Annotated in this window: 28 protein-coding genes and 2 pseudogenes; 12 read left to right on the forward strand and 18 right to left on the reverse strand. The window is 74.4% G+C overall.

Features of this window, described 5'->3' with window-relative positions:
• The first annotated feature begins 113 nt into the window (after positions 1 to 113).
• The 3 genes from ACQP12_RS28285 to ACQP12_RS28295 all read left to right on the forward strand — a co-directional run bounded on the left by ACQP12_RS28285 (position 114) and on the right by ACQP12_RS28295 (position 2,691).
• Positions 114 to 1,091, forward strand: coding sequence for an alpha/beta hydrolase family protein (locus ACQP12_RS28285; protein ID WP_433283265.1), 978 nt, complete (start codon positions 114 to 116; stop codon positions 1,089 to 1,091).
• A 40-nt stretch (positions 1,092 to 1,131) separates the two neighbouring features.
• The gene (locus ACQP12_RS28290) at positions 1,132 to 1,659 is read left to right on the forward strand and encodes a nucleotidyltransferase domain-containing protein (RefSeq protein WP_433283267.1); all 528 of its coding nucleotides are present in this window, start codon (positions 1,132 to 1,134) and stop codon (positions 1,657 to 1,659) included.
• Positions 1,660 to 1,725: 66 nt separating this feature from the next.
• Positions 1,726 to 2,691 carry an alpha/beta hydrolase family protein gene (locus ACQP12_RS28295; RefSeq protein WP_433283268.1) on the forward strand — a complete coding sequence of 322 codons (966 nt, stop codon included), beginning with the start codon at positions 1,726 to 1,728 and terminating at the stop codon, positions 2,689 to 2,691.
• 26 nt (positions 2,692 to 2,717) lie between these two features.
• Here ACQP12_RS28295 and ACQP12_RS28300 read toward each other — a convergent pair whose 3' ends face one another.
• From ACQP12_RS28300 to ACQP12_RS28310, 3 genes are all read right to left on the reverse strand, one after another.
• Positions 2,718 to 3,680 (reverse strand): zinc-binding dehydrogenase, encoded by a 963-nt coding sequence (locus ACQP12_RS28300; RefSeq protein ID WP_357938323.1) that lies wholly within the window; start codon positions 3,678 to 3,680, stop codon positions 2,718 to 2,720.
• 75 nt (positions 3,681 to 3,755) lie between these two features.
• Complete coding sequence (locus ACQP12_RS28305; RefSeq protein ID WP_355635328.1) at positions 3,756 to 4,931, reverse strand: NAD(P)-dependent malic enzyme; 1,176 nt, start codon at positions 4,929 to 4,931, stop codon at positions 3,756 to 3,758.
• A gap of 140 nt (positions 4,932 to 5,071) precedes the next feature.
• Positions 5,072 to 5,416, reverse strand: coding sequence for a S24 family peptidase (locus ACQP12_RS28310; RefSeq protein WP_433283270.1), 345 nt, complete (start codon positions 5,414 to 5,416; stop codon positions 5,072 to 5,074).
• Positions 5,417 to 5,500: 84 nt separating this feature from the next.
• Between ACQP12_RS28310 and sodN the strand changes: the two genes are divergently transcribed.
• Genes sodN through ACQP12_RS28325 form a run of 3 tightly spaced genes read left to right on the forward strand, consistent with a single transcriptional unit; the run spans position 5,501 to position 6,921 of the window.
• Positions 5,501 to 5,905: a superoxide dismutase, Ni gene (gene sodN, locus ACQP12_RS28315; protein WP_151464170.1), complete on the forward strand. Its 405-nt coding sequence runs from the start codon at positions 5,501 to 5,503 to the stop codon at positions 5,903 to 5,905.
• Positions 5,902 to 6,489, forward strand: a complete 588-nt coding sequence (locus tag ACQP12_RS28320) for an N-acetyltransferase family protein (protein WP_433283272.1) — start codon at positions 5,902 to 5,904, stop codon at positions 6,487 to 6,489. The genes sodN and ACQP12_RS28320 overlap by 4 nt, the downstream gene beginning before the upstream one ends.
• Before the next feature lie 24 nt (positions 6,490 to 6,513).
• The gene (locus ACQP12_RS28325) at positions 6,514 to 6,921 is read left to right on the forward strand and encodes an ATP-binding protein (protein WP_357938327.1); all 408 of its coding nucleotides are present in this window, start codon (positions 6,514 to 6,516) and stop codon (positions 6,919 to 6,921) included.
• A gap of 20 nt (positions 6,922 to 6,941) precedes the next feature.
• Here ACQP12_RS28325 and ACQP12_RS28330 read toward each other — a convergent pair whose 3' ends face one another.
• On the reverse strand, positions 6,942 to 7,331 hold the full coding sequence (locus ACQP12_RS28330; RefSeq protein WP_357938329.1) for a hypothetical protein: 390 nt from the start codon (positions 7,329 to 7,331) through the stop codon (positions 6,942 to 6,944).
• A 43-nt stretch (positions 7,332 to 7,374) separates the two neighbouring features.
• Here ACQP12_RS28330 and ACQP12_RS28335 point away from each other — a divergent pair, with 43 nt between their 5' ends.
• Both ACQP12_RS28335 and ACQP12_RS28340 read left to right on the forward strand, forming a co-directional pair.
• Positions 7,375 to 8,325, forward strand: coding sequence for a diacylglycerol/lipid kinase family protein (locus tag ACQP12_RS28335; RefSeq protein WP_433283273.1), 951 nt, complete (start codon positions 7,375 to 7,377; stop codon positions 8,323 to 8,325).
• A 449-nt stretch (positions 8,326 to 8,774) separates the two neighbouring features.
• Positions 8,775 to 9,032, forward strand: a complete 258-nt coding sequence (locus tag ACQP12_RS28340) for a WhiB family transcriptional regulator (RefSeq protein WP_088975879.1) — start codon at positions 8,775 to 8,777, stop codon at positions 9,030 to 9,032.
• 112 nt (positions 9,033 to 9,144) lie between these two features.
• Here the strand turns inward: ACQP12_RS28340 and ACQP12_RS28345 are convergent, their stop codons facing one another.
• From ACQP12_RS28345 to ACQP12_RS28360, 4 genes are read right to left on the reverse strand one after another with little or no spacing between them, the layout of a single operon-like run.
• A complete protein-coding gene (locus tag ACQP12_RS28345; RefSeq protein ID WP_433283275.1) occupies positions 9,145 to 9,906 on the reverse strand; it encodes a sirohydrochlorin chelatase in 762 nt (253 codons plus the stop codon).
• Positions 9,888 to 10,652, reverse strand: a complete 765-nt coding sequence (locus tag ACQP12_RS28350) for a phosphoadenylyl-sulfate reductase (RefSeq protein WP_433283276.1) — start codon at positions 10,650 to 10,652, stop codon at positions 9,888 to 9,890. Before ACQP12_RS28350 ends, ACQP12_RS28345 begins: the two co-directional genes overlap by 19 nt.
• Positions 10,649 to 10,807 (reverse strand): hypothetical protein, encoded by a 159-nt coding sequence (locus ACQP12_RS28355; RefSeq protein WP_357938337.1) that lies wholly within the window; start codon positions 10,805 to 10,807, stop codon positions 10,649 to 10,651. The genes ACQP12_RS28350 and ACQP12_RS28355 overlap by 4 nt, the downstream gene beginning before the upstream one ends.
• Positions 10,804 to 12,516, reverse strand: a complete 1,713-nt coding sequence (locus tag ACQP12_RS28360) for a nitrite/sulfite reductase (RefSeq protein WP_357938340.1) — start codon at positions 12,514 to 12,516, stop codon at positions 10,804 to 10,806. Before ACQP12_RS28360 ends, ACQP12_RS28355 begins: the two co-directional genes overlap by 4 nt.
• Positions 12,517 to 12,936: 420 nt before the next feature.
• Between ACQP12_RS28360 and ACQP12_RS28365 the strand changes: the two genes are divergently transcribed.
• Positions 12,937 to 14,439 (forward strand): glycosyltransferase family 39 protein, encoded by a 1,503-nt coding sequence (locus tag ACQP12_RS28365; RefSeq protein ID WP_433289500.1) that lies wholly within the window; start codon positions 12,937 to 12,939, stop codon positions 14,437 to 14,439.
• 16 nt (positions 14,440 to 14,455) lie between these two features.
• Here the strand turns inward: ACQP12_RS28365 and ACQP12_RS28370 are convergent, their stop codons facing one another.
• Both ACQP12_RS28370 and ACQP12_RS28375 read right to left on the reverse strand, forming a co-directional pair.
• Positions 14,456 to 16,003, reverse strand: a complete 1,548-nt coding sequence (locus tag ACQP12_RS28370; protein WP_433283277.1) for a histidine kinase N-terminal domain-containing protein — start codon at positions 16,001 to 16,003, stop codon at positions 14,456 to 14,458.
• Between the two features lie 25 nt (positions 16,004 to 16,028).
• The gene (locus tag ACQP12_RS28375; protein ID WP_433289502.1) at positions 16,029 to 17,060 is read right to left on the reverse strand and encodes an SIS domain-containing protein; all 1,032 of its coding nucleotides are present in this window, start codon (positions 17,058 to 17,060) and stop codon (positions 16,029 to 16,031) included.
• Between the two features lie 184 nt (positions 17,061 to 17,244).
• Here ACQP12_RS28375 and ACQP12_RS28380 point away from each other — a divergent pair, with 184 nt between their 5' ends.
• Complete coding sequence (locus tag ACQP12_RS28380) at positions 17,245 to 18,954, forward strand: tetratricopeptide repeat protein (RefSeq protein ID WP_433283278.1); 1,710 nt, start codon at positions 17,245 to 17,247, stop codon at positions 18,952 to 18,954.
• A gap of 57 nt (positions 18,955 to 19,011) precedes the next feature.
• Here the strand turns inward: ACQP12_RS28380 and ACQP12_RS28385 are convergent, their stop codons facing one another.
• A complete protein-coding gene (locus ACQP12_RS28385; RefSeq protein WP_433283279.1) occupies positions 19,012 to 20,598 on the reverse strand; it encodes an MDR family MFS transporter in 1,587 nt (528 codons plus the stop codon).
• A 113-nt stretch (positions 20,599 to 20,711) separates the two neighbouring features.
• Between ACQP12_RS28385 and ACQP12_RS28390 the strand changes: the two are divergent.
• A pseudogene (locus tag ACQP12_RS28390) lies at positions 20,712 to 21,424 on the forward strand (TetR/AcrR family transcriptional regulator).
• Here the strand turns inward: ACQP12_RS28390 and ACQP12_RS28395 are convergent.
• Both ACQP12_RS28395 and ACQP12_RS28400 read right to left on the reverse strand, forming a co-directional pair.
• Entirely contained in the window at positions 21,322 to 21,834 is a 513-nt protein-coding gene (locus ACQP12_RS28395; protein ID WP_433283280.1) for a GNAT family N-acetyltransferase, read from the reverse strand. The pseudogene ACQP12_RS28390 and the gene ACQP12_RS28395 overlap by 103 nt on opposite strands.
• Positions 21,831 to 22,046: a biotin/lipoyl-binding carrier protein gene (locus ACQP12_RS28400; protein ID WP_089012714.1), complete on the reverse strand. Its 216-nt coding sequence runs from the start codon at positions 22,044 to 22,046 to the stop codon at positions 21,831 to 21,833. Before ACQP12_RS28400 ends, ACQP12_RS28395 begins: the two co-directional genes overlap by 4 nt.
• Before the next feature lie 228 nt (positions 22,047 to 22,274).
• On the opposite strand from ACQP12_RS28400, the gene ACQP12_RS28405 reads away from it, so the two are divergent.
• Positions 22,275 to 22,349, forward strand: a complete 75-nt coding sequence (locus ACQP12_RS28405) for a 50S ribosomal protein bL37 (protein WP_369700219.1) — start codon at positions 22,275 to 22,277, stop codon at positions 22,347 to 22,349.
• A gap of 104 nt (positions 22,350 to 22,453) precedes the next feature.
• On the opposite strand, the gene rsrA is transcribed toward ACQP12_RS28405, so the two are convergent.
• The 5 genes and pseudogenes from rsrA to ACQP12_RS28430 all read right to left on the reverse strand — a co-directional run bounded on the left by rsrA (position 22,454) and on the right by ACQP12_RS28430 (position 25,840).
• A complete protein-coding gene (rsrA, locus tag ACQP12_RS28410; RefSeq protein ID WP_357938352.1) occupies positions 22,454 to 22,741 on the reverse strand; it encodes a mycothiol system anti-sigma-R factor in 288 nt (95 codons plus the stop codon).
• 2 nt (positions 22,742 to 22,743) lie between these two features.
• Positions 22,744 to 23,550, reverse strand: coding sequence for a sigma-70 family RNA polymerase sigma factor (locus ACQP12_RS28415; protein ID WP_357938354.1), 807 nt, complete (start codon positions 23,548 to 23,550; stop codon positions 22,744 to 22,746).
• Positions 23,551 to 23,787: 237 nt separating this feature from the next.
• Positions 23,788 to 24,430, reverse strand: a pseudogene (locus ACQP12_RS28420) (alpha/beta hydrolase family protein); the annotation flags it as partial.
• Positions 24,431 to 24,530: 100 nt separating this feature from the next.
• Positions 24,531 to 24,923: a WhiB family transcriptional regulator gene (locus tag ACQP12_RS28425; RefSeq protein ID WP_357938358.1), complete on the reverse strand. Its 393-nt coding sequence runs from the start codon at positions 24,921 to 24,923 to the stop codon at positions 24,531 to 24,533.
• Positions 24,924 to 25,132: 209 nt separating this feature from the next.
• On the reverse strand, positions 25,133 to 25,840 hold the full coding sequence (locus ACQP12_RS28430; RefSeq protein ID WP_433283281.1) for an SOS response-associated peptidase: 708 nt from the start codon (positions 25,838 to 25,840) through the stop codon (positions 25,133 to 25,135).
• Between the last annotated feature and the right edge of the window lie 86 nt (positions 25,841 to 25,926).

The raw sequence follows: 25,926 nt of genomic DNA on the forward strand, positions 1-25,926 counted from the left end.
CGACGCCGATGATCCCGCCGGGCCGGCGCCGGCCCACCCCGGTCCGGGCGGTGGAGGTGCGTCGGCCCGCTCGGCGGGGCCGGACCGGCCTGCCGGCCGCCTACCGTGAGGGGGTGAGGATGCAGCGGCTGGCCGCCGCGCTGCTGGTGGCGCTGGTGGCCGGTTGCGGCCCGGCCGCCGCCGCCACCGACGACCGGGTCCCGTCCTTCGGCCCGGCGCCGCCGCTGCCGTACGCCGTGGGCGTGCGCCAGTTCGTCCTCGACCCCGACGGCCCCCGGCCGCTGCCGGTGACGGTCTGGTACCCGGCGGAGCGCGCCACCGGGATCCCCGCCACCACCCGACCGACAGCCGGCCCGGCCGGCGGTGCCGTGGTGGCCGGGCCCGTCGCGCGGCCCGACGCTCCCGTGGCGGCCGGGCGGTTCCCGGTGGTCGTCCACAGCCACGGCCTGCGCAGCCTCCCCGAGCTGCACGCTCCGTTGACGACCCGCTGGGCGGCGGCCGGGTTCGTCGTGGCCGCGCCGGCCTACCCGCGGACCAACCTGCGGGCGCGCGACTTCACCCGGGCCGACGTGCGGAATCAGCCCGCCGACGGCTGGCGGCTCATCCGCCACCTGGTCCGCCTCGACACCCGGCCCGGGGACCCGCTCGCCGGGCACCTCGCGGTGGACCGGTTCGCCGCCACCGGGCACTCGGCGGGCGGCTTCACCACGGCGGGCATGTTCGCCTCGGGGCACTCGCCCCGGCTGCGCGCCGGCATCGTCATCGCCGGCGGCGGGCTGGCCGGCAGCTTCGCCGGCCCGGTGGCGCCCCTGCTCTTCGTGCACGGCGGCGCGGACCCCGTCGTACCCGAGTCGGTGGGGCGGGCCGCGTACGCGCGCAGCCTCGGGCCGGCCGCCTTCCTGAGCCTGCCCGGCCAGGGCCACGGCGAGTACCTGACCCCGGGCCGTCCCGGTTTCGCGCAGGTCCTCGCCGCCACCACCGACTTCCTCCGGTGGATCCTCTACGACGACCGTCGTGCCCGGAGCCGCCTGCCGGCCGACGCCCGCCTTCCCGGCGTCACCACCCTGACCACCCGCGCCCTTCCCCGGTGAGGGGCAGCCGAGGAGGCGACCGGACGGTAGCCTCGCCCGGATGGACGGGCTGGCCGGGCGGCAACTCGACGCGATCCGGGAGGTCGTCGACCTGACCGGCGCGGCCGGGATCCCGGTCTGGCTGCGCGGTGGGTGGGCCATGGACTTCCACCTCGGCGCGGTGAGCCGGCCGCACGTGGACGTCGACTGGTACTGCTGGCGGCGCGACGCCGGCCCGCTGGCGGCCCGGCTCGGCGGGCAGGGCTGGGCCGTCGACCCCCGGATGCCGGTGGAGATGCAGCTCGACGTCGTCCGGGCCGACGTCGAGCTGAGCTTCGCGTACCTGGACCGGGATTCGGCGGGCCGGGTGGTGGTCGGGGCCGGGCCGTGGGCCGGCACCCCGCTGCCGGAGGGGATGCTGGAGTCCGCGCCGGGCCGGATCGGCCCGCACACCGCCCCGGTGATCAGCGTGGCCGCCCAGATCGAGTTCAAGGAGATGTTCCCGGTCTGGATGCCCGACCGGCCCGGCCGCGCGAAGGACGCCGCCGACCTGGCCCGGCTGCGGGCGGGACGGCCGCCGACCGGTTGAGGCGATCGCGTCACGCCGGGTGCGAAGCCGGCCGGTCACCCGGGAGCGCGAGGCACAATCGTGTTCATGCGCCGTCGTCCCGCCGCCCTCGTCACCGCCGCCGCCCTGTTCAGCACGGGTCTGGCCGGCTGCTCGGGCGGGAGCGCCCCGGCCGGGCGATCCGCTCCCGACGCCCCGCCGGCGGCCACCACCCCGGCGCCACGGGTGCCCGCCGGGCACGCCCCCACCGAGAGCTTCGCGGTCGGCGTACGCCAGTTGAAGCTGAACCGCGACGGCGACCGGCCCCTGCCGGTGACCCTCTGGTACCCGGCGCGGGGCGAGGCCGGCGGCACGCCGGAGCGGTCGGCGCCGGTGGCGGCCGGGCGGTTCCCGGTGGTGCTGTTCAGCCACGGGCTGGGCGCCCGGCCGGAGGACTACCGGGTGCTGCTGACCCGCTGGGCGGCCGCCGGGTTCGTGGTGGCCGCGCCGAAGTTCCCGCACACCGGGGCCGGTGGTGACGGCAACCCGCTCGACGTGCTCAACCAGCCGGCCGACGTGTCGTACGTGCTGACCCAGGTGCTCGCCCTCGACGGGAAGTCGGGCGATCCGCTGCGCGGCCGGCTGGACCCGGAGCGGGTGGCCGCGACCGGGCACAGCGCGGGTGGGGTGACCACGATCGGACTGTTCACCGCGGGCCGGGACGAGCGCCTGGACGCCGGCATCGTCCTCGCCGGCACGGCGCTCGGCGTGGGCACCGCGTTCGCCGGGGCGGCGGCGCCGCAGCTCTTCGTGCACGGCGAGGCCGACGAGGTGGTGGGCTACGCCGCCGGCAAGGCGGTCTACGACGCGGTGCCCTGGCCGAAGGCGATGCTCAGCCTGCCCAAGGGCGACCACGGGCAGGCCCTGCTCGCCGACACCCCGGCGCTGCGGGTGGTCGCCGACACCACCGTCGAGTTCCTCCGCTGGACGCTCTACGGCGACGCGGCGGCGAAGAAGCGGATCCCCGCCGACGCCGCCCGCGGCGGCGTGGCCACCCTGGACGACCATCTCTGACCGGTCGCCCAGGGCGGCGTCGCCGGTCAGGCGGTGTGGTCGACGACGACCTTGCCGAAGGCGTCACCGGAGTGCAGGCGGGCGAAGGCCTCCTCGATCCGGCTGAACGGCACCACCCGGTCCACCACCGGGCGCACCTCGTGCTCGGCGCAGAACGCCAGGAGCTGGGTCAGCTCGTCGGGGGTGCCCATGGAGGTGCCGAGGATCTCCAGCTGCATGGCGAAGACCCGGCGCAGGTTGACCTTGGGCTCGTGGCCGGCGGTGGCGCCGGAGACCACGATCCGGGCCATCGGGGCGGCCGACTTCAGCGAGTGGTCGAAGGTGGCCGCGCCGACCGTCTCGATGACCACGTCGACGCGCTCGGGCAGCCGGGCGCCGGGCTCCAGGGCGGTCGCGCCCAGCTCGGTGATCCGTTCCCGCTTGGTGGCGTCGCGGCTGGTCGCGTACACCCGCTTGCCGAGCGCGACGCCGAGCGCGACGGCCGCGGTGGCCACGCCCCCGCCGGCGCCCTGGACGAGGACCGACTCGCCGTCGCCGACCCGGCCCCGGGTGGTGAGCATCCGCCACGCGGTGAGCCAGGCCGTGGGCAGGCAGGCCGCGTCGGTCGCCGAGAGGCCGTCGGGCAGCGGCAGCAGGTTCATCCGGGGTACGGCCACCCGCTCGGCGAAGGTGCCGGGGAAGTGCTCGGAGAGGATCGAGACCCCGCGCGGGTCGCCCCGGGTGGGCACCACGGGGTAGACGACGACCTGGTTGCCGTCCGGGTCGGTGCCGACCGCGTCGCAGCCCAGGATCATGGGGAGCTGGTCGGCGCCGAGGCCCACCCCGCGCAGCGACCAGAGGTCGTGGTGGTTGAGCGAGCTGGCCCGGACCTGCACGGTGACCCAGTCGTCCTCCGGGTGGGCCGGCTCGGGGCGGTCGCCGACGGTGAGCGCGGCGAGCGGGTTGTCGGCGTCGAAGGCCGAGGCGAAGGCAGCACGCATGATCGGCACCGTAACAAGCTGAGCCCTCGTTCAGAAGGGGACCTTCCCCACAAAAGCCGTGCGGATGGTCCCCTTCCGCGACGTTCAGCGGCGGGCGACCCCGTCGCGGCGGGCCGCCTCGGCCACCGCCTCGGCGACCGCGGGGGCGACCCGCGGGTCGAGCGGGGACGGCACGATCGCCTCCGGCGTCAGCGACTCGGCCACCACGTTGGCGATGGCGTCGGCCGCGGCCACCTTCATCCCGTCGGTGATCCGGGTGGCCCGGGCGTCCAGCGCGCCCCGGAACACGCCGGGGAAGGCGAGCACGTTGTTGATCTGGTTGGGGTAGTCGCTGCGCCCGGTGGCGACGACGGCCACGTGCCGGGCAGCCACCTCGGGGTGCACCTCCGGGGTGGGGTTGGCCAGCGCGAAGACGATGCCGCCCGGCGCCATGCCGGCCACCGCCGCCTCGGGGATCTGCCCGCCGGAGACGCCGACCAGGACGTCCGCGCCGCGCAGCGCCTCGGTGATGTCGCCCTGCCGCCCGTCGGCGTTGGTGGTCTCGGCCAGTTCGGCCTTGGTCCCGGTCAGCTCGCGGTGCCGGCCGATGATGCCCTTGGAGTCGCAGACGACCACCTGGTCCGGATTGACGCCCCCGGCGACCAACATCTTCGTCACGGCCACACCGGCGGCGCCGGCCCCGCTGACCGCCACCCGCAGGTCGCCCAGCTTGCGGTTGAGCAGGGTGGCGGCGTTGCGCAGGGCGGCCAGCACCACGATGGCGGTGCCGTGCTGGTCGTCGTGGAAGACCGGGATGGAGAGCGCCTCGTCCAGCCGGCGCTCCACCTCGAAGCAGCGCGGGGCGCTGATGTCCTCCAGGTTGATCCCGCCGAACGAGGGGGCCAGCGCCCGCACCGTCGCCACGATCTCGTCCACGTCCTGCGTGTCCAGGCAGACCGGTACGGCGTCCACGCCCGCGAACTGCTTGAACAGCACCGCCTTGCCCTCCATCACCGGCAGCGCCGCGCGCGGGCCGATGTTGCCGAGGCCGAGCACGGCGGAACCGTCGGTGACCACGGCGACGGTGTGCGACACCCAGGTGTAGTCGTCGGCCAGGTCGGGGTCGGCGGCGATCGCCTCGCAGACCCGGGCCACACCCGGGGTGTACGCGAGGGAGAGGTCCTCCCGGCTGGTGAGCGGCACGGTCGAGGCGACGGCCATCTTGCCGCCGAGGTGCAGCCGGAAAACGGGATCAGCGGGGTCCGGGGTGGACGTAGGCATTGGTGACTCCAGGATCTGTCGAGCAGACGGACCGGCCGGCTCGGCACGCGTGGTCAGCGGCCAGCGGGGCGGCGGTGCGGGGGGTCACCCGGGCACTTTCCGAGCATAGTCAGGCATGCCGCACCGGGGTGTGATCGGGGTCATATCCGACGCGGTACGCCGGTGACCCGCCCGGGACGCGGCCAGTACCGGAGGACCACCCGCCCCCGCACGTCGGCCACCCCGTACGCCCGGGAGTCGTCGGTGACCAGGTCGTTGTCGCCGCGCAGCCACCAACCGCCGTCCTGCCGGCGGACCGCGCGCTTGACCACGAGCAGGTCGGGGCGGCTGCGGAAGACCGCCACCACCACGTCGCCGGGGCGTACCGGCCGGCCCCCGGTCCGCACCAGCACGGCGTCGCCGTGCCGCAGCGTCGGGGCCATGGAGGGGCCGGTGACGAGGACCGGCACCAGCGGCCCGCGCAGCCGGTGATCCACCGCACCCATGGGGTTTCACCTCCCGCCCGCCGGGGAGCATCTCCAGGAGTAGTGTCGTCTTGGATCATCGCAAACATCCCATGGAGGACCCTGATGCGCCTTCCCCGCATCCTTACGCCCCGTGTGACCGCCAGCGCCCACTGCGACCTGCCGTGCGGCGTCTACGACCCGGCGCAGGCCCGGATCGAGGCCGAGTCGGTCAAAATGATCTGCGAGAAGTACCAGGCCAACACCGACCCGGAGTACCGCACGCGCGCCATCCTGATCAAGGAGCAGCGGGCGGACCTGGTCAAGCACCACCTGTGGGTGCTCTGGACCGACTACTTCAAGCCGCAGCACTTCGAGAAGTACCCGCACCTGCACCAGCTGTTCAACGAGACCACCAAGCTCGCCGGCTCGGCCGGCGCCAAGGGCAGCATGGACCCGGCCGTCGCCGACCAGCTGCTGCAGAAGATCGACGAGATCGCCAAGATCTTCTGGGAGACCAAGCAGGCGTGAGCCTGCCCGCCCAGGCACCGACGATCCGGCCGGCGCGTCCCGAGGACGTGCCGGCCGTCGTCGCGATGGTGCACGAACTCGCCGACTACGAGCGCGCTCCCGAGCAGTGCCACCTCACCGAAGAACAGCTCACGAAGGCGCTCTTCGCGACTGCTCCAGGTCGCGGCGCGGCGTCAGACGCGCCGAGCTGGAGTAGTCGTAGTCCGGCACCGGCGCTGTTCGGGCACGTCGCGGTCGATCCCGCCGGCCAGCCGATCGGCTTCGCCCTCTGGTTCCTCAACTTCTCCACCTGGGAGGGCGTGCACGGCATCTACCTAGAGGACCTGTACGTCCGGCCGGCCGCCCGTGGCACCGGCGCGGGCCGGCGGCTGCTCGCGACCCTCGCCGCGATCTGCGTCGAGCGCGGCTACCGGCGACTCGAGTGGTGGATGATCAACTGGAACCCGGCCGCCCGTTTCTACGCCGCGATCGGCGCCGCCCCGATGGACGAGTGGGTGCCGTACCGGCTGGCCGGGACGGCTCTGCACGATCTCGCGGCACAGGCCGACGGTCGCCCCCACGCGGACGGACGCCTGACCGGGTAGAGTCCCGCACCGGGGGGATGAGGCGTGACTCAACTGACCGGCCAGCCGACGACGGACGACGACGTCGTGCACCTCACGGTGCCCGCCGACGGCGGCTACCTGGGCGTGCTGCGCACCGCCACCGCCGGTCTCGCGGCCCGGCTCCAGTTCGCCCTCGACGAGATCGAGGACCTGCGCATCGCCGTCGACGAGGCGTGCGCCATGCTGCTCGCGATCGCCACCCGCGACGCCGAGCTGGAGTGCCGCTTCGCGGTCACCGATGACGCGCTCACGGTCGAGGTGACCGTGCCGACCGTGCGGGGCGCCACGCTCCCCTCGGAGTCGTCCTTCGCCTGGAAGGTGCTCACCGCGCTGACCACGGCGGCGAGCGCCCGGGCCGCGGACGGCCGGGCCACCATCTCCCTGCTCACCCGCCGCGCCTCCGGCTACTGACCGGTCCGGCCGGCGCGGCGTCAGTCGAAGCCGAGAGCCCGGTTGGTCGGCGTGCTGACCAGCAGGCCGGTGACGCCGAGGCCGAGCACCATGAGCGGCACTCCCAGCCAGCCGAGGCCGCCCTGGATCATGTACCAGCCGATCGGCAGCAGCATGAGCTGGAGCACGATGGCCGGCGCCCGGGCCCCGGACCGGCGGCGGCCCAGCGCGGTGCCGAGCGCCCAGAGCGCGGCCGCCCCGGCGATCGCGAACGCGGTCACGAGCAGCGCCGAGGTCAGGTGGGTGGTGCGCGCCGTCAGGTCGGACCAGACCAGCCATGCCGCGACCAGGCCGAGCGCCACGGCCTCGGCGCGCAGCAGGAGCACCGCCGTGCGGAGCGTGCCGGGGACCGGCCCGGAGTCGATCGTCACGCGCGACACGATACCCGTGGGTAGGCGCGGTACAGTGCCGCCCATGCGCGCCGTCCTGGTGGTCAATCCGAAGGCCACCACCACCAGCGAGCGCAGCCGGGACGTGCTGGTCCGGGCGTTGCGCAGCGAAGTCGACCTGTCGGTGCGGTACACCCGCCGCCGGGGTCACGCCATGGACCTGGCGCGGGAGGCCGCCCAGGAGGGCGTGGACCTGGTGGTGACGCTCGGCGGCGACGGCACGGTCAACGAGGTGGTGAACGGCTTGATGGCCGCCGAGCCGCCGACCTTCCGCACCGGGCGCACCACGGCGGAGCGGCTGCCGGCGCTGGCCACCGTCCCGGGTGGGTCGACCAACGTCTTCGCCCGGGCCCTCGGCCTGCCGCGGGAGTGGCCGGACGGGACCAGCATGATCCTGGAGGGGCTGCGGCTGGGCCGCTCCCGCACCATCGGGCTGGGCCGGGCGGACGACCGCTACTTCACCTTCTGCGCGGGCTTCGGCATCGACGCGGCCGTCATCCAGCGGGTCGAGCGGGCCCGCAAGCGGGGCCGGGTGTCCACGCCGGCGCTCTACTTCCGGTCCACGGTGAGCCAGTACTTCCTCGCCTCGGACCGGCGGCACCCGTCGATCTCGCTGGAGCGCCCGGGTGAGGCCGCCGAGACCGACCTGGGAACGGTCATCATCCAGAACACCGCGCCGTGGACCTATCTGGGCGACCGGGAGATCAACCCGAACCCGGAGGCCTCGTTCGACCTCGGGCTGGACGTGCTCGCGATGCGCCAGCTCAAGGTGGCCAGCACGGCACGCACGGTCACCCAGTTCTTCGCTCGGGAGCCGGATCCGCACGGCCGGCAGGTGCTCCGGCTGCACGACGTGGCGGAGTTCACCCTGCTCTCGGCCCGTCCGCTGGCCTTCCAGCTGGACGGCGACTACCTCGGCGAGCGGGAAAAAGTCAGATTCGCATCCATCCCTGCCGCACTGAGAGTAATCTGCTAGGTCTCGGGTACTGCCGTCGGTTGACGCGGGCCACCGCACCGCTTCGCGCGGGGGCCGCCACACCGAGGAAAGGTGCCGGAAATGTCAGCAACGTCACGCAGACCGTACTATATTGATCCTCGACTGTGGCACGCCGGGTAACCAGAGCGCTCTGAAACCCGGACAAAAGGGTGGTGAGCCCGCTCACTGTTCGGAGTTTTTCCGAGCGTCACCCTTGACATCGCGACAGTTCGTGAAAGTATTCACAAGCGAAGTCGTGTTACCGGGACATTGCCTGGATATGCTCGGCAGGTTGAGCTGTTCCAGCAGGTCCACGGGGATCGCAAGCCTGCTCACGCAGCGCCGAATTGATGGATGCTGACCGTCACCGATCGGCAATGCGGACGCATATAGGAATAGCAACGAAGCGTAATCTGGCCACCCATTTGAGAATGAGGAGTGTTGCCGCCATGGACTGGCGCCACGATGCCGTCTGCCGCGACGAGGACCCGGAGCTGTTCTTCCCGATCGGGACGTCCGGCCCGGCCCTCCTGCAGGTGGAGCAGGCCAAGGCCGTCTGCCGGCGCTGCCCGGTGACCGACCACTGCCTCCAGTGGGCGCTGGAGTCCGGTCAGGACGCCGGCGTCTGGGGCGGGATGAGCGAGGAGGAGCGCCGCGCGGTCAAGCGCCGCGGCGGGCTCCGGGTGCTGCGCGCTCACTCCGCCTGATTCGCACGCACGCGCACGCCCCGGCCGGATCCCGGCCGGGGCGTTCTGCTGTCCGGGCACATGACTCCCCACTACCCCGCCACCGCGCCGGCTGATCATGAAGCGGTCCGCGTCACACCGGGCCGGCGACCGGCACGGCGTCGACCCGGCGCAGCACCAGGTCGGCGAGTTCGGGCAGGTCGGTCAGCGGATCGGCGACCGCCACCGCGCCGGCCCGCTCCGCCGTCGCGCGGACCGCGTCGTGGAACAGGCCCGGGGCCAGGAAGTAGGCGGCCACGGCCACCCGGCGGGCGCCCGCCGCGCGCAGCCGGGACACCGCGACGCCGGCCCCCGGGGGCGCCGCCGAGGCGTACGACACCTGGCAGGGCACGCCCAGCTCGGCGCCGAGCGCGGCGGCGACCCGCCCCACCGAGCCCCGCGCCCGCGGATCCCGGGTGCCCGCCGCCGCCAGCACCACGCCGTCGAAGCCACCCGGCTCCGCCTCGGCCAGCCGCCGGCGCAGCCCCGCCAGCAGCCGGGCGTCCACCACCCCGTCCGCCGGGCCCAGCACGTCGGTCACCCGTACCTCGATGTCCGCGCCACCCGCGCGGGCCGCCGCCACCGCCGCCGGGACGTCGACCTTCCGGTGGTACGCGGCGGTCAGCAGCAGCGGCACCAGCACGGCCCGGGTGTGCCCGGCGGCGGCCAGGTCCCGCAGCACCGCGGCGGGACCGGGATCGGTGTGGTCCAGCCAGCTCGGCAGCACCGCGACGCCCGGACGGGCGGCCGCCACGGCCCGGGCCAGCGCCCGGGTCGCCGCCGCCGCCCGCGGGTCCCGGCTGCCGTGCGCGACCAGCACCACCGGCGGCTCGGCGGTCAGGTGTGCAGGCCGCACTCGGTCTTCTCGAACATCGCCCAGCGGCCCGCCCGCGGGTCCTCCCCCGCCCTGGTGCGGCGGGTGCACGGCCAGCAGCCGATCGAGCCGTAGCCCCGGGCGAACAGCTCGTTGACCGGGATGTCGTAGCGGGCCACATAGGCGTCCACGTCCCGCTGGCTCCACGCCGCGATCGGGTTGACCTTGACCTTGCCGCGCCGCGCGTCGAAGGCCACCACCGGCGTGTTGGCCCGGGTCGGCGACTCGTCGCGGCGCAGCCCGGCGGCCCAGGCGTCGTACCCGGCCAGCGCCCGCTCCAGCGGCTCCACCTTGCGCAGCTGGCAGCAGTCGTCCGGGGACCGGTTGAACAGCCGCGGGCCGTACTGGCCGTCCTGCTGGCCCACGGTCATCCGGGGGCGGATCGAGCGCACGTTCACGGGCAGCCGCCGGGCCACCTCGTCGCGGACCTTGAGCGTCTCCGGGAAGTGCAGGCCGGTGTCCAGGAAGACCACGTCGACCCCGGGGGCCACCCGGGAGACGAGGTGGGCCAGCACCCCGTCGGCCATCGAGCTGGTCACGCAGAACCGGTCGCCGAAGGTCTCGGCGGCCCAGCGGGCGATCTCCAGCGCGGGCGCGCCCTCCAGCTCACGGCCGGCCCGCTCTGCCAGCGCACGCAGCTCCGCCGGGTCACGCCGGGCCGGGTCCGCCGGGGCCGGCCCGCCGACGCCGACCAGGCCCAGGCCGGCGGCGGAGGGCAGGGCGCTCATCGGGCCACCGCCCGGCCCAGCAGGCCGGTGAACTTCACCGTGAAGACCCGGGCGCAGGCGTGGCACTCCCAGGCGCCGTGCCCGGCCTCGTGCGGCCGCAGGTCCTCCTCCCCGCAGTAGGGGCAGTAGAGAGGCGCAGATCGGGCATCGCTCATCGCAATTCCTCCTCGTCGACCCTGATCACCCAGTTGGCGAAGCTCTCGCCCTCGCTCCGGCCGGCCAGGTAGCGGCGGGCCAGCCGTTCCACGTACTCCGGAAGCTCGTCGGCGGTGGTCTTCAGGCCGCGCAGCTTGCGGCCGAAACCGGCGGTCTGCCCCGCGGCCATGCCCAGGCCGCCGCCGAGGTGCACCTGGAAGCCCTCCACCTGCCGGCCGTCCGGGCCCACGACAAGCTGGCCCTTCAGGCCGATGTCGGCCACCTGCGTGCGGGCGCAGGCGTTCGGGCAGCCGTTGAGGTGGATGGAGATGTCGGCGTCGAAGTCGCGCAGCCGCTCCTCCAGCCGGGCCACCAGCTCCTCGCCGCGCCGCTTCGTCTCGACGATGGCGAGCTTGCAGAACTCGATGCCGGTGCAGGCCATGGTGCCGCGCCGCCAGGCCGACGGCCGGGCCTCCAGGCCGATCCCACGCAGCTCCGCCACCAGCGAGTCGGTCCGCTCCGGCGCCACGTCCAGCACCAGCAGCTTCTGGTACGGGGTGAGCCGCACCCGGCCGCTGCCGTGGGCCTCGGCCACGTCGGCGAGCCGGGCGAGCTGGGTGCCGGAGACCCGGCCCACCACCGGGGCGGCGCCCACGTAGTTGCCGCCGTCGCGCTGCGGGTGCACGCCGATGTGGTCGACCGGCTTCGCCGGCAGCGTCGCGGCCGGGCCGTCGAGCAGCGCCCGGCCCAGGTACTCCTTCTCCAGCACCTCGCGGAACTTCGCCACGCCCCAGTCGGCGACCAGGAACTTCAGCCGCGCCCGGTTGCGCAGCCGCCGGTAGCCGTAGTCGCGGAAGATGCCGACCACCCCGGCCCAGACGTCCGGCACCTCGGCCAGCGGCACCCAGACGCCGAGGCGCTTGGCCAGCATCGGGTTGGTGGACAGCCCGCCGCCCACCCAGACGTCGAAGCCGGGACCGTGGTCGGGGTGCTCGACGCCGAGGAAGGCGATGTCGTTCGCCTCGTACGGGGTGTCGACCAGCCAGGAGATCGAGGTCTTGAACTTGCGGGGCAGGTTGGAGTACGCCTTGTCGCCGACGTACCGGCGGACGATCTCGTCGACGGCGGGAGTCGGGTCGAGCACCTCGTCCCGGGCCACACCGGCGACCGGGCTGCCCAGCACCACCCGGGGGCAGTCGCCGCACGCCTCGGTCGTCTGCAGGCCGACCGCCTCCAGTCGCCGCCAGATCTCCGGCATGTCCTCGACCCGGATCCAGTGGTACTGGATGTTCTGCCGGTCGGTGATGTCGGCGGTGTCCCGGGCGAACTCCCGGGAGATGTCCGCGACGACCCGGAGCTGGGCCAGGCTCAGCTCACCGCCGTCCACCCGCACGCGGAGCATGAAGAACTCGTCCTCCAGCTCGTGCGGCTCCAGCACGGCCGTGCGCCCGCCGTCGATGCCCGCCCGGCGCTGGGTGTAGAGGCCCCACCAGCGGAACCGGCCCCGCAGATCCTGCGGGTCGATCGAGGCGAAGCCCCGGTGCGCGTAGATGTTCTCGATCCGGGCCCGCACGTTCAGCGGGTCGTCGTCCTTCTTGATCCGCTCGTTGGGGTTGAGCGGCTCGCGGTGCCCGAGCGCCCACTGCCCCTCACCGCGCGGCCGCCGGGGGGCCCGGGCGGCCGGCGCCGGGGTGTCGGGCCGGGTCGTGGTGGTGCTGCTGACCGCCATCGCGGCGTCCTCCGTTGTCTGCTGTGCCTGAAAGCGCGGACGCGGCGGCCGGCCCTGGATGAGGGCCGAGGACGGCGATGTCGATGACGGCCGGCGCGGAACGCGCCCGAGACGGATGGGTCGGGCGTCGTCAGTGGGCCGGACAGATCGCGCTGCGGACGCGGCCGTAATCGACGTGGCGACGGGCCACGAAGCGGCGGATGACAGCGGCGGTCATAGGCCACATGCTCCCACAGCCGTCGATGACCGGCCAATGACCGAGTGTGTGATCCCACATCACGGGCAGCGCGCGGATCGGCTTACCGGCCCGGCGGGCGGTTCCGTTGTGTGACGCTGCGGGATGTGACCCCGCCCGCCGAGTCCGCACGGTCCCGCGACCGTCGGGGTTGGCTGGTCTGGGCGATCCCCGGCCTGCTCACGATGGTGGTCACGCTCGCCGGGGTCGGGCACGCGCAGCCGTGGCGGGACGAGCTGGCGACCTGGAGCGCCGCCACCCGGCCGGTCCCCGATCTGGTCCGGCTGGCCGGCACGATCGATGCCGCCACCGGGCCGTACTACCTGCTCATGCACGGCTGGACCGCGCTCGCCGGGACCTCGCCGACGGCGCTGCGGCTGCCGTCCGCGCTGGCCATGGCCGGCGCGGCCGCGCTCACCGCCCGGCTCGGCGCGCAACTGGTCGGCCCGCGGGCCGGGCTGCTCGCCGGGCTGCTCCTCGCCGTGCTGCCGGCCACCTCCCGGTACGGCCAGGAGGCCCGCCCGTACGCGCCGGCCACCCTGTTCGCCGTCCTCGCCACGCTGCTGCTGGTCGGGGCGCTGCGTCGGCCGGATTGGCGGCGCTGGGCCGGGTACGCCGTGGCCGTCGCCGCGCTCGGGCTGTTCCACCTGATCGCCCTCACCCTGCTCGCCGCACACGCCCTGGTGGTGCTGCTGGCGGCCGTGCGGGGCCGGCCGGCGGCCGGCCTGGAGCCGTCACCCGACGGCTCGGACCCCACCCACGACGCCAGAGCGCCGGAGAACGCCCCCGACGCCAGAGCGCGCGAAGACGCCCCGGGCACCGGAGAGCGGGAGGACGGCGCGGCGGGTCGGGGCCTGTTCTGGCGGTGGCTGGTGGCGGTGCTGCCGGCGATCGTGCTGGTCGCCCCGCTGGTGCTGGTGGCCCGGGGCCAGCGCGGCCGCCAGCTCGACTGGGTACGCCTGGTCCGCGTCGACGACCTGGCCGCCCTGCCCGGCGCGCTGGCGCAGAGCGGAGTGGTCGGCGGCCTGCTCGTCGGCCTCGCCGCGCTGGGGGCGGCCCGGCTCGGCCGGCGCGCGCTGCTGCCCGGGGCCGCCGTCCTGCTGCCGGTGCTGCTGCTGTTCGCCGCCGGCACGGCGGTGCCGCTCTGGGTGACCCGGTACCTCATCTTCACGGTGCCGTTCGCCTGCCTGCTGGCCGGGACGGCGCTGGCCGGCGTACGGCTGGCGCCGGCGCTGGCCGTGGTCACCCTGGCCGGCCTGCTCGGGCTGCCCGACCAGGCGGCGCTGCGGCGGACCCACGAGTGGCCGCGGAGCGCCCCCGTGGACTACGCGGGCGTGGCCCGGATCGTCGCCGACCGGCAGCAGCCGGGTGACGCCATCGTCTACTCGCCCCGGGACAGCTGGCTCTTCCCGGACCTCGGGCTGGCGTACCACCTGGGGTCGCGGCGGCCGCGCGACGTGCTGGTGGTGCGCGACCAGCGGCAGCGCGCGGACCTCTGGGCGGCCGAGTGCGACCGCCCGGCGGAGTGCCTGGCCGGCGTGGACCGGGTCTGGCTGGTGGTCACCGGCCGGCGCGCCGACCCGCTGGCGGCGGTGCCCGGCGCGAAGGGCGACGCCCTGCGCGGCGCGTTCACGGCCCGCCAGGTGTGGCCCCGCCCCGGCCTCACGGTCGCCCTGCTCACCCGGTGACCCGGGCACGGGCGGGTCAGCCGGCGAGGCGGTCGGCGGTGCCGCGGGCCAGGGGGACCACCAGCACGGCCTCGGTGCCACCCTCGGCCCCGTTGCGCAGCTCGATGGTGCCGCGCAGCTCGCCGGTGACCAGGGCCCGGACGATCTGGAGGCCGAGGTTGGCGCCCTTCTCGGCGTCGAACTGCTCGGGCAGCCCCCGGCCGTTGTCGGCGACCGAGACGTGCAGTTGCTTGCGGAACCGGTGCACGGAGACCACCACGGCCGGCTCCGGCGCGCCCTCCGGGCCGGGCACACCCTCCTCGCCGGCCGGCGGGAAGCCGTGCTCGACGGCGTTGAGGAGCAGCTCATTGAGGACCATCACCAGCGAGGTGGCGATCTCGGCGGGCAGCACGCCGAAACTGCCCCGGCGGCGCATGCCGACGGACACCTCGGTGGCCGCCACCTCGGTGGCCGCGCTGGCCACCCGGTCGACGATGCCGTCGAACTCGACCGCCTCGTCGCTGGACAGGGAGAGCGTCTCGTGGACCAGCGCGATGGAGGCGACCCGGCGTACCGACTCCTCCAGGGCGACCCGGGCCTCGGGCATGGACACCCGGCGGGCCTGGAGGCGGAGCAGCGCGGCGACGGTCTGGAGGTTGTTCTTCACCCGGTGGTGGATCTCCCGGATGGTGGCGTCCTTGGTGATGAGGGCGCGGTCGCGGCGGCGTACCTCGGTGATGTCGCGGACCAGGACCAACGCGCCGATCGGCACGCCCGCGGGCATCAGCGGCAGGGCCCGGGTGAGCATGGTGGCGCCCCGGGCGTCGATCTCCCGCCGGGGCGGAGCGTCGCCCCGCAGGGCGGCGAGCACGGCGTTCGCCGCGTCGGTGCCTTCGAGCGGATCGCTCGCGAGCCGGCGGTGCAGCTTGGCCAGGTCCTCCCCCACCAGATGCGAGGCATAGCCCAGCCGGCGGTACGCGGACTGCGCGTTGGGGCTGGCGTAGGTGACCTTGCCGTTGGCGTCGAGCCGGACCAGGCCGTCACCGACCCGGGGCGCCGAGGTGGTCTCCCCCGGGTGCCGGTGCGGCGGGAAGGTGCCGTCGGCGATCATCTGCGCCAGGTCGTCGGCGGTGGTCAGGTAGTTGAGTTCGAGCTGGCTGGGCGTGCGCGCGGTGGAGAGGTTGGTGTCCCGGCCCACCACCGCCACGACCTCGCCGGACTCCCCGTCGGCGGTGCGCAGCCGCACCGGGATGGCCTCGTGCCGCGCGGGCACGTCGCCGTACCAGACCGGGTCGCCCTCCCGCCAGATCCGGCCCTGCCGGAGGGCGACCTCCAGGTGCGCCACCTCGGGCCCGCCGACGATCCGGCCGACCTGGTCGTCCAGGTACGCGGTCGGCGCGGTCGTCGGGCGGACCTGGGCCACGCAGAGGAACGTGCCGTCGCCGTCGACCGGCACCCAGAGCAGCAGGTCGGCGAAGGACAGGTCGGAGAGGAGCTGCCAGTCGCCGGCGATCCGGTGCAGGTGGTCGATGTCGGCCGGCCGGAGCGTGGTGTGCTCCTCGGCGAGGTCACGGAGGGTGGACACGCTGAACAGCGTGCCACGCCGGGCCTCACATCGTCGCCGTGACCTTCTTCAACCCGCGCGGGGCGTCCGGGTCCTCGCCCCGGGCCAGGGCCAGGGCCAGGGCGAGCCGCTGGAGCGGCAGGATGTCGAGCAGCGGCGCGTACCGCTCGTCGACCTCGGGCACGGCCATCCGGGCGGTCGCCTCGACGTCGGCGGAGCCGACCACCACGACGTCGGCGCGGCGCTCGCCGAGCCGGGGCAGCACCTCGCGCATCGAGCGCCCGCCGGGACCGGACCCGACCACGGCGAGCACCGGCACGTCGGGGTCGGTCATGGCGAGCGGGCCGTGCAGCAGGTCGGCGCCGGAGAAGGCGAGCGCCGGCAGGTAGGAGGTCTCCATCAGCTTCAGCGCCGCCTCGCGGGCCGTCGGGTACGCGTAGCCCCGGCCGGTGGTGACGAGCTGGCCGGCGAACCGGTAGCGCGGGGCGAGCTGGGCCGGGGTGGCGTCGGACAGGGTGCGCTCGGCCAGCTCGGGCAGGCGGGCCAGGGCCTCCCGCTCCTCGGCGGGGAGCACGCCGTCGCCGGCGCGTACCCCCTCGACGAGCATGAGCAGCGCGAGCAGCTCGGCGGTGTAGGTCTTGGTGGCGGCGACGGCCCGCTCGTGCCCGGCGGCGATTTCCACGCTCAGCTCGGCGGTACCCACCAGGCGCGAGTCGGGGTTGTTGGTCACGGCCAGGGTGAGCGCGCCGGATTCCCGGGCCACCCGCAGCACCTCGGCCAGGTCGGGCGAGCCGCCGCTCTGGCTGACCCCGACCACCAGGGCGTCGGAGAGGTCGGGCCGGGCGCCGAAGACGGTGACGGTGCTGGGCGAGGCGAGCCCGGCGGGCAGGCCGAGCCGGATCTCGGTGAGGTAGGCCGCGTAGAGCGCCGCGTGGTCGGAGGTGCCCCGGGCGGTGAAGACCACGTGGCGGGGCCGGCGCTCGGCGATCACCGCCGCGACCCGGGCGATCGCCCCGGCGTGCTCGGCGGAGAGCAGGCGGTCGTAGCCGGCCGGCTGCTCGTCGATGTCGGCGGCCATCCCGGCCCCTGGACGCGTCACGGAAGACCCCCTCCTGCGCGATTGCCGCGCGTTCGATGCTCAGTCTTGCACCTTTCGGCCACAGCGAGCAATGGAACGAGCAGGAGTGCGCAGTGGATCACCATCTGGCCGCATGATCCCCTAGGCTTGCCCGGCTGGCGGACCGACCACCCGAGAGGACGACGTGCCCGAGGACGACCCCGCGCTCTCGGCGGAGGAGGAACTCGCGCTGGCCCGGCTGGCGCTGGCCGAAGGGGACCTCCGGCACGCCGCCGACCATGTGGCCGCCGCCCTCGTCCGGGCCCCCACGCTGCCCGAGGTGCACGAGACGCTCGCCCGGCTCGCCGCCGCCAGCGGCGGCGACCTGGACCTCTTCCCGCTCGGCCACCACGCCTTCGTCGGCGCGGTGGTGGCCCGCGCCCACCTGCTCGCCGCCGCCGGCCGCCCCGTCGAGGGGCTCGATTTGCTCGCCGCGGCCACCGGTTACGCCCCCGCCGCCGAATGGGCCGCCGTTCCCTGGGTGACCGCGCCCGACCTGCCCGAACGGCTCGACCCCGAGCGCACCGCCCGGATCCTCATGCAGGTCTGCGCGGCCGCGCCCGACCCGGTCCCCCGCCGGCTGCGCGACCCGCTGCGCCCGTACCTCACCCTGGCCCGCAACGCGGTCGCCGTGCACCCGGCCCACCCGCTGCTGCTGGGCGCGGCGTCCGCGCTGGCCCGGCGCCTCGGCGAGGTCGCCCTCGCCGTCACCTGGGCCTCCCGAGGGGTACGCGCACAGCCCACCAAACTCGGCGAGGTGTGGCTCGGGTACGCGTACCGCAGCGCCGGCCGGACCCGGGACGCGCTCGCCGCGCTGCAACGGGCCGTCGCCCTCGACCCCGACGACCTGGCCGTCTACGCCGACATCGCCGGCACCCTCGCTGACAACGGCCGGCTCGACGAGGCGCTCGGCTGGATCGACCGCGCCCTGGCCAGGGATCCGACCTTCGACTGCGCCGTGCACACCGCCCACCGGCTGCGCTTCCAGCGCGACGGGGACGTGGCCCACCTGGTGGCCCTCGCCGACTTCGTGCGGGACCACCCCGACGACACCCACGAGCACGGCGACCTGGCCGAGTGCTGCCGCGGCCGCCCCTGGCTCGGCCAGGTGACCCCGGCCGGCGGGCCGGCGCCGGACGCGCCGCGGCCGCCCGAGGTGGCCGACGCGGACCCGCGCGAACCCCGCCGGGCCACCACCTGCCAGCTCTGGCGGTACGACGGCACGGTGGCCGTGCCCACCCTGCCCACCCCCTCGGCCGAGGCGGCGGAACGGATCCGGCAGCTCGCCCACCCGGCCTGGCCGCACCCGCCGGCCGCGTACGACGCCGCGGTGGGACTGGCCACCCTGGACCTCGCCGACCTGCTGGGCGTGCTGGTGCACCCGCCGGCCGCGCCGGCCACGGCCCTCGGGCAGGTGCTCGCCGGGCAGGACCCGTCGCTCTGGGTGCGCTCCGTGCAGGTCTGGGCCTGCCTCGGCCTGCTGCACCACCGCACCGACGAGCCGTGGGCCGAGTCGACCCGGCGCCGCGTGCTGCTGGAACTGCTCTGGAGCGCCGCGGACTGGGTCGCCGAGGCGGCGCTGTTTGCCCTGGTCACCGCCGCCTGGGTCGATCCGGCGGTCCGTACCGACGTGGCCCGGGTGGTGGCCGAGCGGCTCGCCGACGTGGCGGCCGTGGCCCGCGAGCGCCGGGTGCCGGTCGCGGTGTCGCTGGCCCATCTGGCGCTGGCCACCCCGGACCTCGACCCGGCCACCCGCGCCGTGGCCGACAGCCTGCTCACCGGCCCGGCGCCGCAGGCCCCGCCCGGCGCCCTGCGCCGCCTCTGGCGACGGCTCACCGCCCTCTTCCACCGCTGACACACGGCGCGGCCACGCCGTGCCCGAGGACGGGTCGGCGTGGCCGCGGCGGGTGGGTCAGGCGACGGGGGACCTGCCGAGAGCGGCCTCGGCCTGGTCCTCCGGGGTGGTGTCGGCCGGCGGGGCCTCGTTCGCCGAACGCAGCGGGACCTCCTTGATGAACCAGGCGAGCACCGGGACCGCCACGGTGAAGAAGACCGCCCAGAAGAAGACGTGCGAGATGGCGTCGGAGAGCGCGCCGAGCACGACCTCCCGCACCGGCCCGGACAGCTCCTTGAGCTTCTCCAGGTTCATGGCGCCGCCCTCACCGCCGCCCGCGAAGGCCGGGCCGGCGGCGGAGTCGGCGAGCCGGTTGGCGAAGATCGCGCCGAAGAGCGAGACGCCGAACGAGCCGCCGATGGACCGGAAGAAGGTGGCCGCGCCGCTCGCCGCGCCCAGGTCCTTCTGCTCCACGCTGTTCTGCGCGATCAGCATCGAGGTCTGCATGAGGAAGCCCATGCCGACGCCGAGCACGACCATGTAGAGCGAGGAGACGGTCTTGCTGGTGCCCAGGTCGAGCTGGGTCAGCAGGCCCATGCCGGCGGCCATCACCACGCCGCCGACGATCGGGAAGGCCCGGTAGCGCCCGGTCTTCGTGATGGTCCGGCCGACGACCAGCGAGACCACCAGCATGCCGAACATCAGCGGGAGCAGCAGCAGCCCGCTGTTGGTGGCCGAGGCGCCCTGCACGGTCTGCTGGTAGAGCGGCAGGAAGTTCATCGCGCCGAACATGGCGAAGCCGAGCAGGAAGCCGATGACCGAGATGAGGGCGAAGTTCCGGTTGCTGAACAGACTCAGCGGCAGGATCGGCTCCGGGGCGCGGCGCTCGACCAGGCCGAAGGCCACCAGGGCGACGAGCGCGAGCGCGGCGAGGCCGAGGATCTGCGGGGAGGTCCAGTCGTACTCGTTGCCGCCCCACGTGGTGACCAGCACGATCGCGGTGATGCCGACGGAGAGCAGCGCGGCGCCCAGCCAGTCGATCTTGTGCTCGGTGCGGTACTTGGGCAGGTGCATGGTGGTGGCGAGCACCAGCAGGGCCACGCCGCCGAGCGGCAGGTTGACGTAGAACGCCCAACGCCAGGAGAGGTGGTCGGTGATGAAGCCGCCGACCAGGGGGCCGGCCACCATGGCGATGGCCATGATGCCGGCGATCATGCCCTGGTAGCGACCCCGCTCGCGGGGCGGGACCAGGTCACCGATGATCGCCATGACACCGACCATGAGCCCGCCTGCGCCGAGACCCTGGACCGCCCGGAACGCGATCAGCTCGATCATGCCGGTGTCGACCCCGCCGAAGATGCCGGACCCGGACATACCGCACAGCGCCGAGCCGACCAGGAAGACGACCACCGAGGTCAGGAAGACGGCCTTGCGGCCGTAGAGGTCGCCGAGCTTGCCCCAGATCGGGGTGGAGACCGTGGTGCCCAGCACGTAGGCGGTGACCACCCAGGTGAAGTGGTCCGCCCCGCCGAACTCGAAGACGATCCGGGGCAGCGCGGTGCTGACGATCATGTTGTCGAGCATCGCGAGCATCATCGCGATCATCAGGCCGAAGAGGACAACGCGGACATTGGGCCTCGCCGCCACCTGGGCTGGTTGACTCATGGGTAAGCTCCCCCGAAGATCTGTGACCAACTTACTTGCCGTCCGGCTAGTTACCTTACTAGCCGGACGGTAAGTTGGTCAGTAGGAACCGTCAAGCGAATTGGGGAACACGGGTGAGGGAGAGCACAGGCGGCACGCGGCAACGCATTCAGGCCGTCGCGCTGGAGCTCTTCACCGAGCAGGGGTACGAGAAGACCTCGCTGCGGGAGATCGCCGAGCGCCTCGGCGTGACCAAGGCCGCCCTCTACTACCACTTCAAGAGCAAGGACGAGATCGTCAGCAGCTTCGTCGACGACCGGCTGCGCCGGATGGACGAGCTGATCGAGTGGGCCGGCACCCAGCCGGCCACGCTGGCGACCCGGCGCGCGCTGCTGAGCCGGTACGCGGACGCCATGTTCGCCGGTGAGCTGCCCACGGTCATGCGGTTCTTCGAGCAGAACCAGACGGTCCTCAAGAGCCTCACCGCCGGTCAGCAGATGCGCGACCGGATGATGCGGCTGGCGCACGAGCTGTGCCGGGGCGACGACTCCCCCGCCGCCCAGCTGCGCGCCACGCTGACCCTGTTCGCCGTGCACAGCAGCTGGTTCGCGGTCCGCACCCCCGGCATCAGCGACGAGGAGCGCAAGAAGATCGCCCTCGAGGTCGCCGACGAGCTGCTCGCGAAGATCGCCGACGCCTCCTGACCGGAGCCGCCGCCACGGCCGCCGGCGGAGCCGGCCAGGGTCAGGCCGGGCGCGTCAGGTCCAGGCGCAGGCCGAGCAGGTCCACCCCGGGCAGCGGGGCCCAGTCCTTCTCCGGCGCCCGCACGAAGCCCAGCCGCCCGTAGAGCCGCTGCGCCACGGCGGCCATCCCACCGCGTACGCAGATCACGACCCCCGAGCAACCCAGCTCGGTGGCGCGCGCCACGCACGCCCCGACCAGGACCGCCCCGGCGCCCCGGCCCTGCGCGGCCGGGTCGACCGCGAGCATCCGGAACTCGGCCTCACCCGGGCCGGCGAGTTCGGCGTACGGGGTGCCGGGCAGCACGAACGTCACGGCGCCCACCACCTCGCCGGTGGCCGCGTCGACGGCGACCAGCACCTCACCGGTCTCCGCCCGGGTGGCCACGTCGGCCAGCACCGGGGCGTAGCCGGTCTCGCCCTTGAGCTGCCCGTCGGCCTCGTACGCGGCGACCGTCAGGCGGGCCACCGCCGGGAAGTCGGCCGGCTCGGCCCGACGGACGCGCAGCCCGCTCAACCGATCACCGCGATGAGGTCACCGTCCTGCACGACGTCGCCCTCGTTGACCGCGATCTGCTGCACCACGCCGTCGGACTCGGCGATCACCGGGATCTCCATCTTCATCGACTCCAGGATCACCAGCGTGTCCCCCTCGGACACGGTGTCCCCGGCCGACGCGACGACCTTCCAGACGTTCGCCACCATCTCGGCGCGGATCTCCTCGGCCATCTCCGGGCCCTCCCTCTCCACCGCTGTTCCTGCGAACGGTATCCAATCATGAGCCCGCTCACGTCCCGGCACAGCGCGCCCGGCACGCCGGTTCCGCCCCCGCCGGTCCCCCGCGACCGCCGTCGGCACTAGCATCAGCGCGGTCGGCTCCCGGCGCCCGGGAACCGGCACGCGACCTCCGCCGCGCTCGCCCGCGGCCGGACCGTGACCAGCACAAGGAGGCACACCATGGCGAAGAAGGCCCGCAAGAAGAAGGCCCGCAAGAAGAGCGGCGCCAACCACGGCAAGCGCCCCAACTCCTGATCCCCGGATCGGAGTCGGCGCCGGCCCTCCGGGGCCGGACACACCGGTGGCCCGGGTCCGCAGGGACCCGGGCCACCGGTGTCTTCAGCTCGTGCCCGCTGCCGTCAGTCGGCCAGCTCGCGGGACTCGGTGGTCTCGAAGACCACCAACTCGCTCAGGCGGACCCGCAGCCGCTCGCGCAACTGCTCCGGCGCGGTCTCGTTGCCGCAGCAGCGGGCGACCAGCGCCTTCACCTCCTGCTCGATGCCGTACTCGTGCAGGCAGGGCCCGCACTCCTCAAGGTGTTCCCGGATGAGGACGCGGCGCTCCTCACCGCACTCCAGGTCCAGGTAGAGGTAGACCTCCGCGAGCACCTCACGGCAGTCCGTCTCGTGCGCCTCTCCACAGCTCACGGTCACACCTCCCGGCTGGCGGCGGCGGTCGAGCCCTTCGACGGCGCGGCCGTGAAGCCCCGCTCCGCCGCGTACTGCTCGAGCAGCTTGCGCAGATTACGACGGCCGCGGTGCAGCCGCGACATCACCGTGCCGATGGGCGTGTTCATGACGTCGGCGACCTCCTTGTAGGAGAAGCCCTCGACGTCGGTCAGGTAGACCGCCATGCGGAACTCCTCCGGCAACTGCTGGAGGGCCTCCTTGACGTCGCTGTCCGGCAGCCGGTCCAGCGCCTCGGTCTCCGCCGACCGCAGCCCGCTGGACGTGTGCGACTCGGCCTCGGCGAGCTGCCAGTCGGTGATCTCGTCCGTGGGCGCCTGCACGGGCTGGCGCTGCCGCTTCCGGTAGGAGTTGATGTAGGTGTTGGTCAGGATCCGGTACAGCCAGGCCTTCAGGTTCGTGCCCTGCTCGAACTGGTGGAAGGCGGCGTACGCCTTCAGGTAGGTCTCCTGAACCAGGTCCTCGGCATCGGCCGGGTTGCGGGTCATCCGCAGTCCGGCAGCGTAGAGCTGGTCGACGAAGGGCATCGCGTCCCGCTCGAAGCGGGCCCTGCGCTCGTCCGTCTTCTCGGTCGTCAACCGCACGTCCCCTCGCGTCGGATGCTTTCCCGCCGAGGATACGCGTACCCACCTGCCGGCAGATTCACTTCCGGACTGTGTGCTGGTGCTCACGGCCGACGCCGTCGCGGGCCAGTTCGGCGCGTCGAGCAGCCGCTTGAGCTGCCGCGCGTCCCGTTCGTCCCGCTCCCGGCTCCGTGTCTCGGTCGGCACCGGTCACCCCCCTCGGCTGGAAAAGTCATCCGGAGGTAGTAACGCTCGCCGCCGGGCCGGACATTCCGCGCCGCCCCACCCGTTCCTGGTCCCGGCTCGGCCGCGACCGACGCTGGGACCAGGAAGGGCCTGGGAGGGTGGCCCCGGACGCCCGAACCGGACGCCCGACACCATCCGTAGCAACGACCCGCCGCCACCGACGGTCACGCCGAGCCCGCTGCCGCCGCGTGTCGCGCCTCCGCCCCTGGGCGGGCCGGGACGGTCAGGCGGGAAGCCAGCCCCGGGCCCGGAGCCAGTCGCGGACGACCGCCGCGGTGGCCGCCGGGTCGCCGCGGAGGTCGTGCCGTTCGCCGGGACGGGTCACCACCTCGACGCCGGGCCCGGGCTCGGGCACCCCGAACGGGTCCCGGTCGCCGTTGACCACCAGCGTGGGCAGGCCGGTGCGCAGTTCCTCGGCCCGCGAGCGTTCCGGCCGCCCCGGCGGGTGCAGCGGAAACGCCAGGGCGACGATGCCGGCCGCGCCGACCGCGTGGGCGGTGCGGCAGGCGACCCGGGCGCCGCTGGACCGGCCGCCGACCACCCACCGGGCGGCCTCCGGGTGGCGGGCCCGGAGCTCGGCCAGCACCGCCGTCCACGCCTCGTCGAGGTGTCCCGCCGGGGCGGGGGCGCGCCGGCCCGCGACCCGGTACGGCTGGGTCACCCGGACCACGCCGGCCCCGGCGCCGGCCAGAGCGTCCCGGACCGCCACGAGGTCCGGGGCGTCCACGTCGCCGCCGGCACCGTGACCGAGCACCAGCATGGTGGCGCCGCCGGCCGCCGGCCGGTCGATGTGGACCCGGGCCGGCCCGCGGGGTGTTCCGATCTCGTCGCTGTGCCGCACCGGCCCATTCTGCGTCCGGCCCTCGCCGCGACGGTCGCCGGTCCGCAAAACGCGTCGCCCGCGTTTCCGGTGCGGAAACGCGGGCGACGGCGAAACGGAATCAGCCCGACGGCACCAGCGTGAGCAGGCGGTCGCGGACCGGCGGGCCGGCCTCGTCGAGCGCGTCGGGATCCGGCTGCACCTCGCTGCGCCAGGCCACCAGCATGGCCCGCCGCTCGCGCGGTGTCGTGCCGCCCCAGACGCCGTGGCAGTCGCCCACCTCCAGCGCCCAGGCGAGGCAGGACCCCTGGACGTCGCAACTGCGGCAGAGCGCCACGGCCGCGTCGGCCGGTTCGTTGGGCGCCGGAAAGAACGTCTCCGGATCCACGCTCTGGCAGGTTCCTCTGGTCCGCCACGCCTCGTCGTGGCGCCGCTCGCGCAGGGCCCGCAGCAGTCGCGGATCTCGCCGCGCGGCGGCCACCTCGTGCGGGCGGGGCATGCGTGCCCGTGTCAATACACCCACCTCCCCCGTGGGACCGGCAACGATCATGAATGATCGATGGGTGTCGTCCGCCCCGTGCGAACAGACGCCCAACACCGGCGCTGTGTTCTATCGCACTTGCGCAGGCGGGGACAAGGGCCTTCGGCAAACATGGCTAAACGGCCGGGCGACGTTTCAGGCGCAACCCGGCAAATCAGCACACGCCAATGTGCTGAGCGTGATCAGAACAGGGTCATTTCCGTCTCGGCCTCCGCACGCGCCAGGGGAACCCGGGCGGTCAGCTCCGGGCCGTCGTTGCGGACGTCGCCGACCGCCGGCGAGACCGGGCGGATCTCCAGCTCCGCCAGCCAGGCCGGGGCGGGCGGCGCGAGCAGCTCGGCGGGCTCGGCGGCGGCGCCGAGCCAGGACGCCCAGCGCTCCCGCGGCAGCAGCAGCGGCATCCGGTCGTGCACCTCGGCCAGCTCGCCGACCGCCGCGGTGGTCAGCACGCTGAAGGTGAGCCGGGCCTCGCCGGCCGGCTCCCAGACCGACCAGATGCCGGCGAAGGCCAGCACCGAGCCGTCGCGCGGGGTCATGAAGTAGGGCTGCCGCCGGCCGTCGGCCTGCCGGACCCACTCGTACCAGCCGTCGGCCGGGACGAGGCAGCGCCGGCGCGCGAACGACGGGGCGTACGCCCGGCTGGTGGCGATCGTCTCCACCCGCGCGTTGATCATGCGGGCGGCGCCCGTGGCGGTGCGGGACCAGTGCGGCACCAGCCCCCAGCGGCCGACGGAGAGGAGCCGGTGCCCCTCCGGGGCCAGCCGAACGAGCGGCACGGGATCGGTCGGGGCGACGTTGAAGTCCGGGCCGACCCCGCCGGTCTCGTCGGACGACTCGAACAGCGCGCTCAGGTCGCCCGCGCTCCGGGTCGTCGCGTACCTCCCGCACATGGCGCCAACGCTAACCCGCCGCCGGCGTTCCGGCTGTCCCGCCAACCGGGAGCAGGCGCGACGGGCGGTTCCACCGGCCTGCGGAG

Origin of the sequence: Micromonospora sp. CA-244673, from assembly GCF_050948395.1 — a bacterium.
Classification (GTDB): Bacteria; Actinomycetota; Actinomycetes; order Mycobacteriales; family Micromonosporaceae; genus Micromonospora.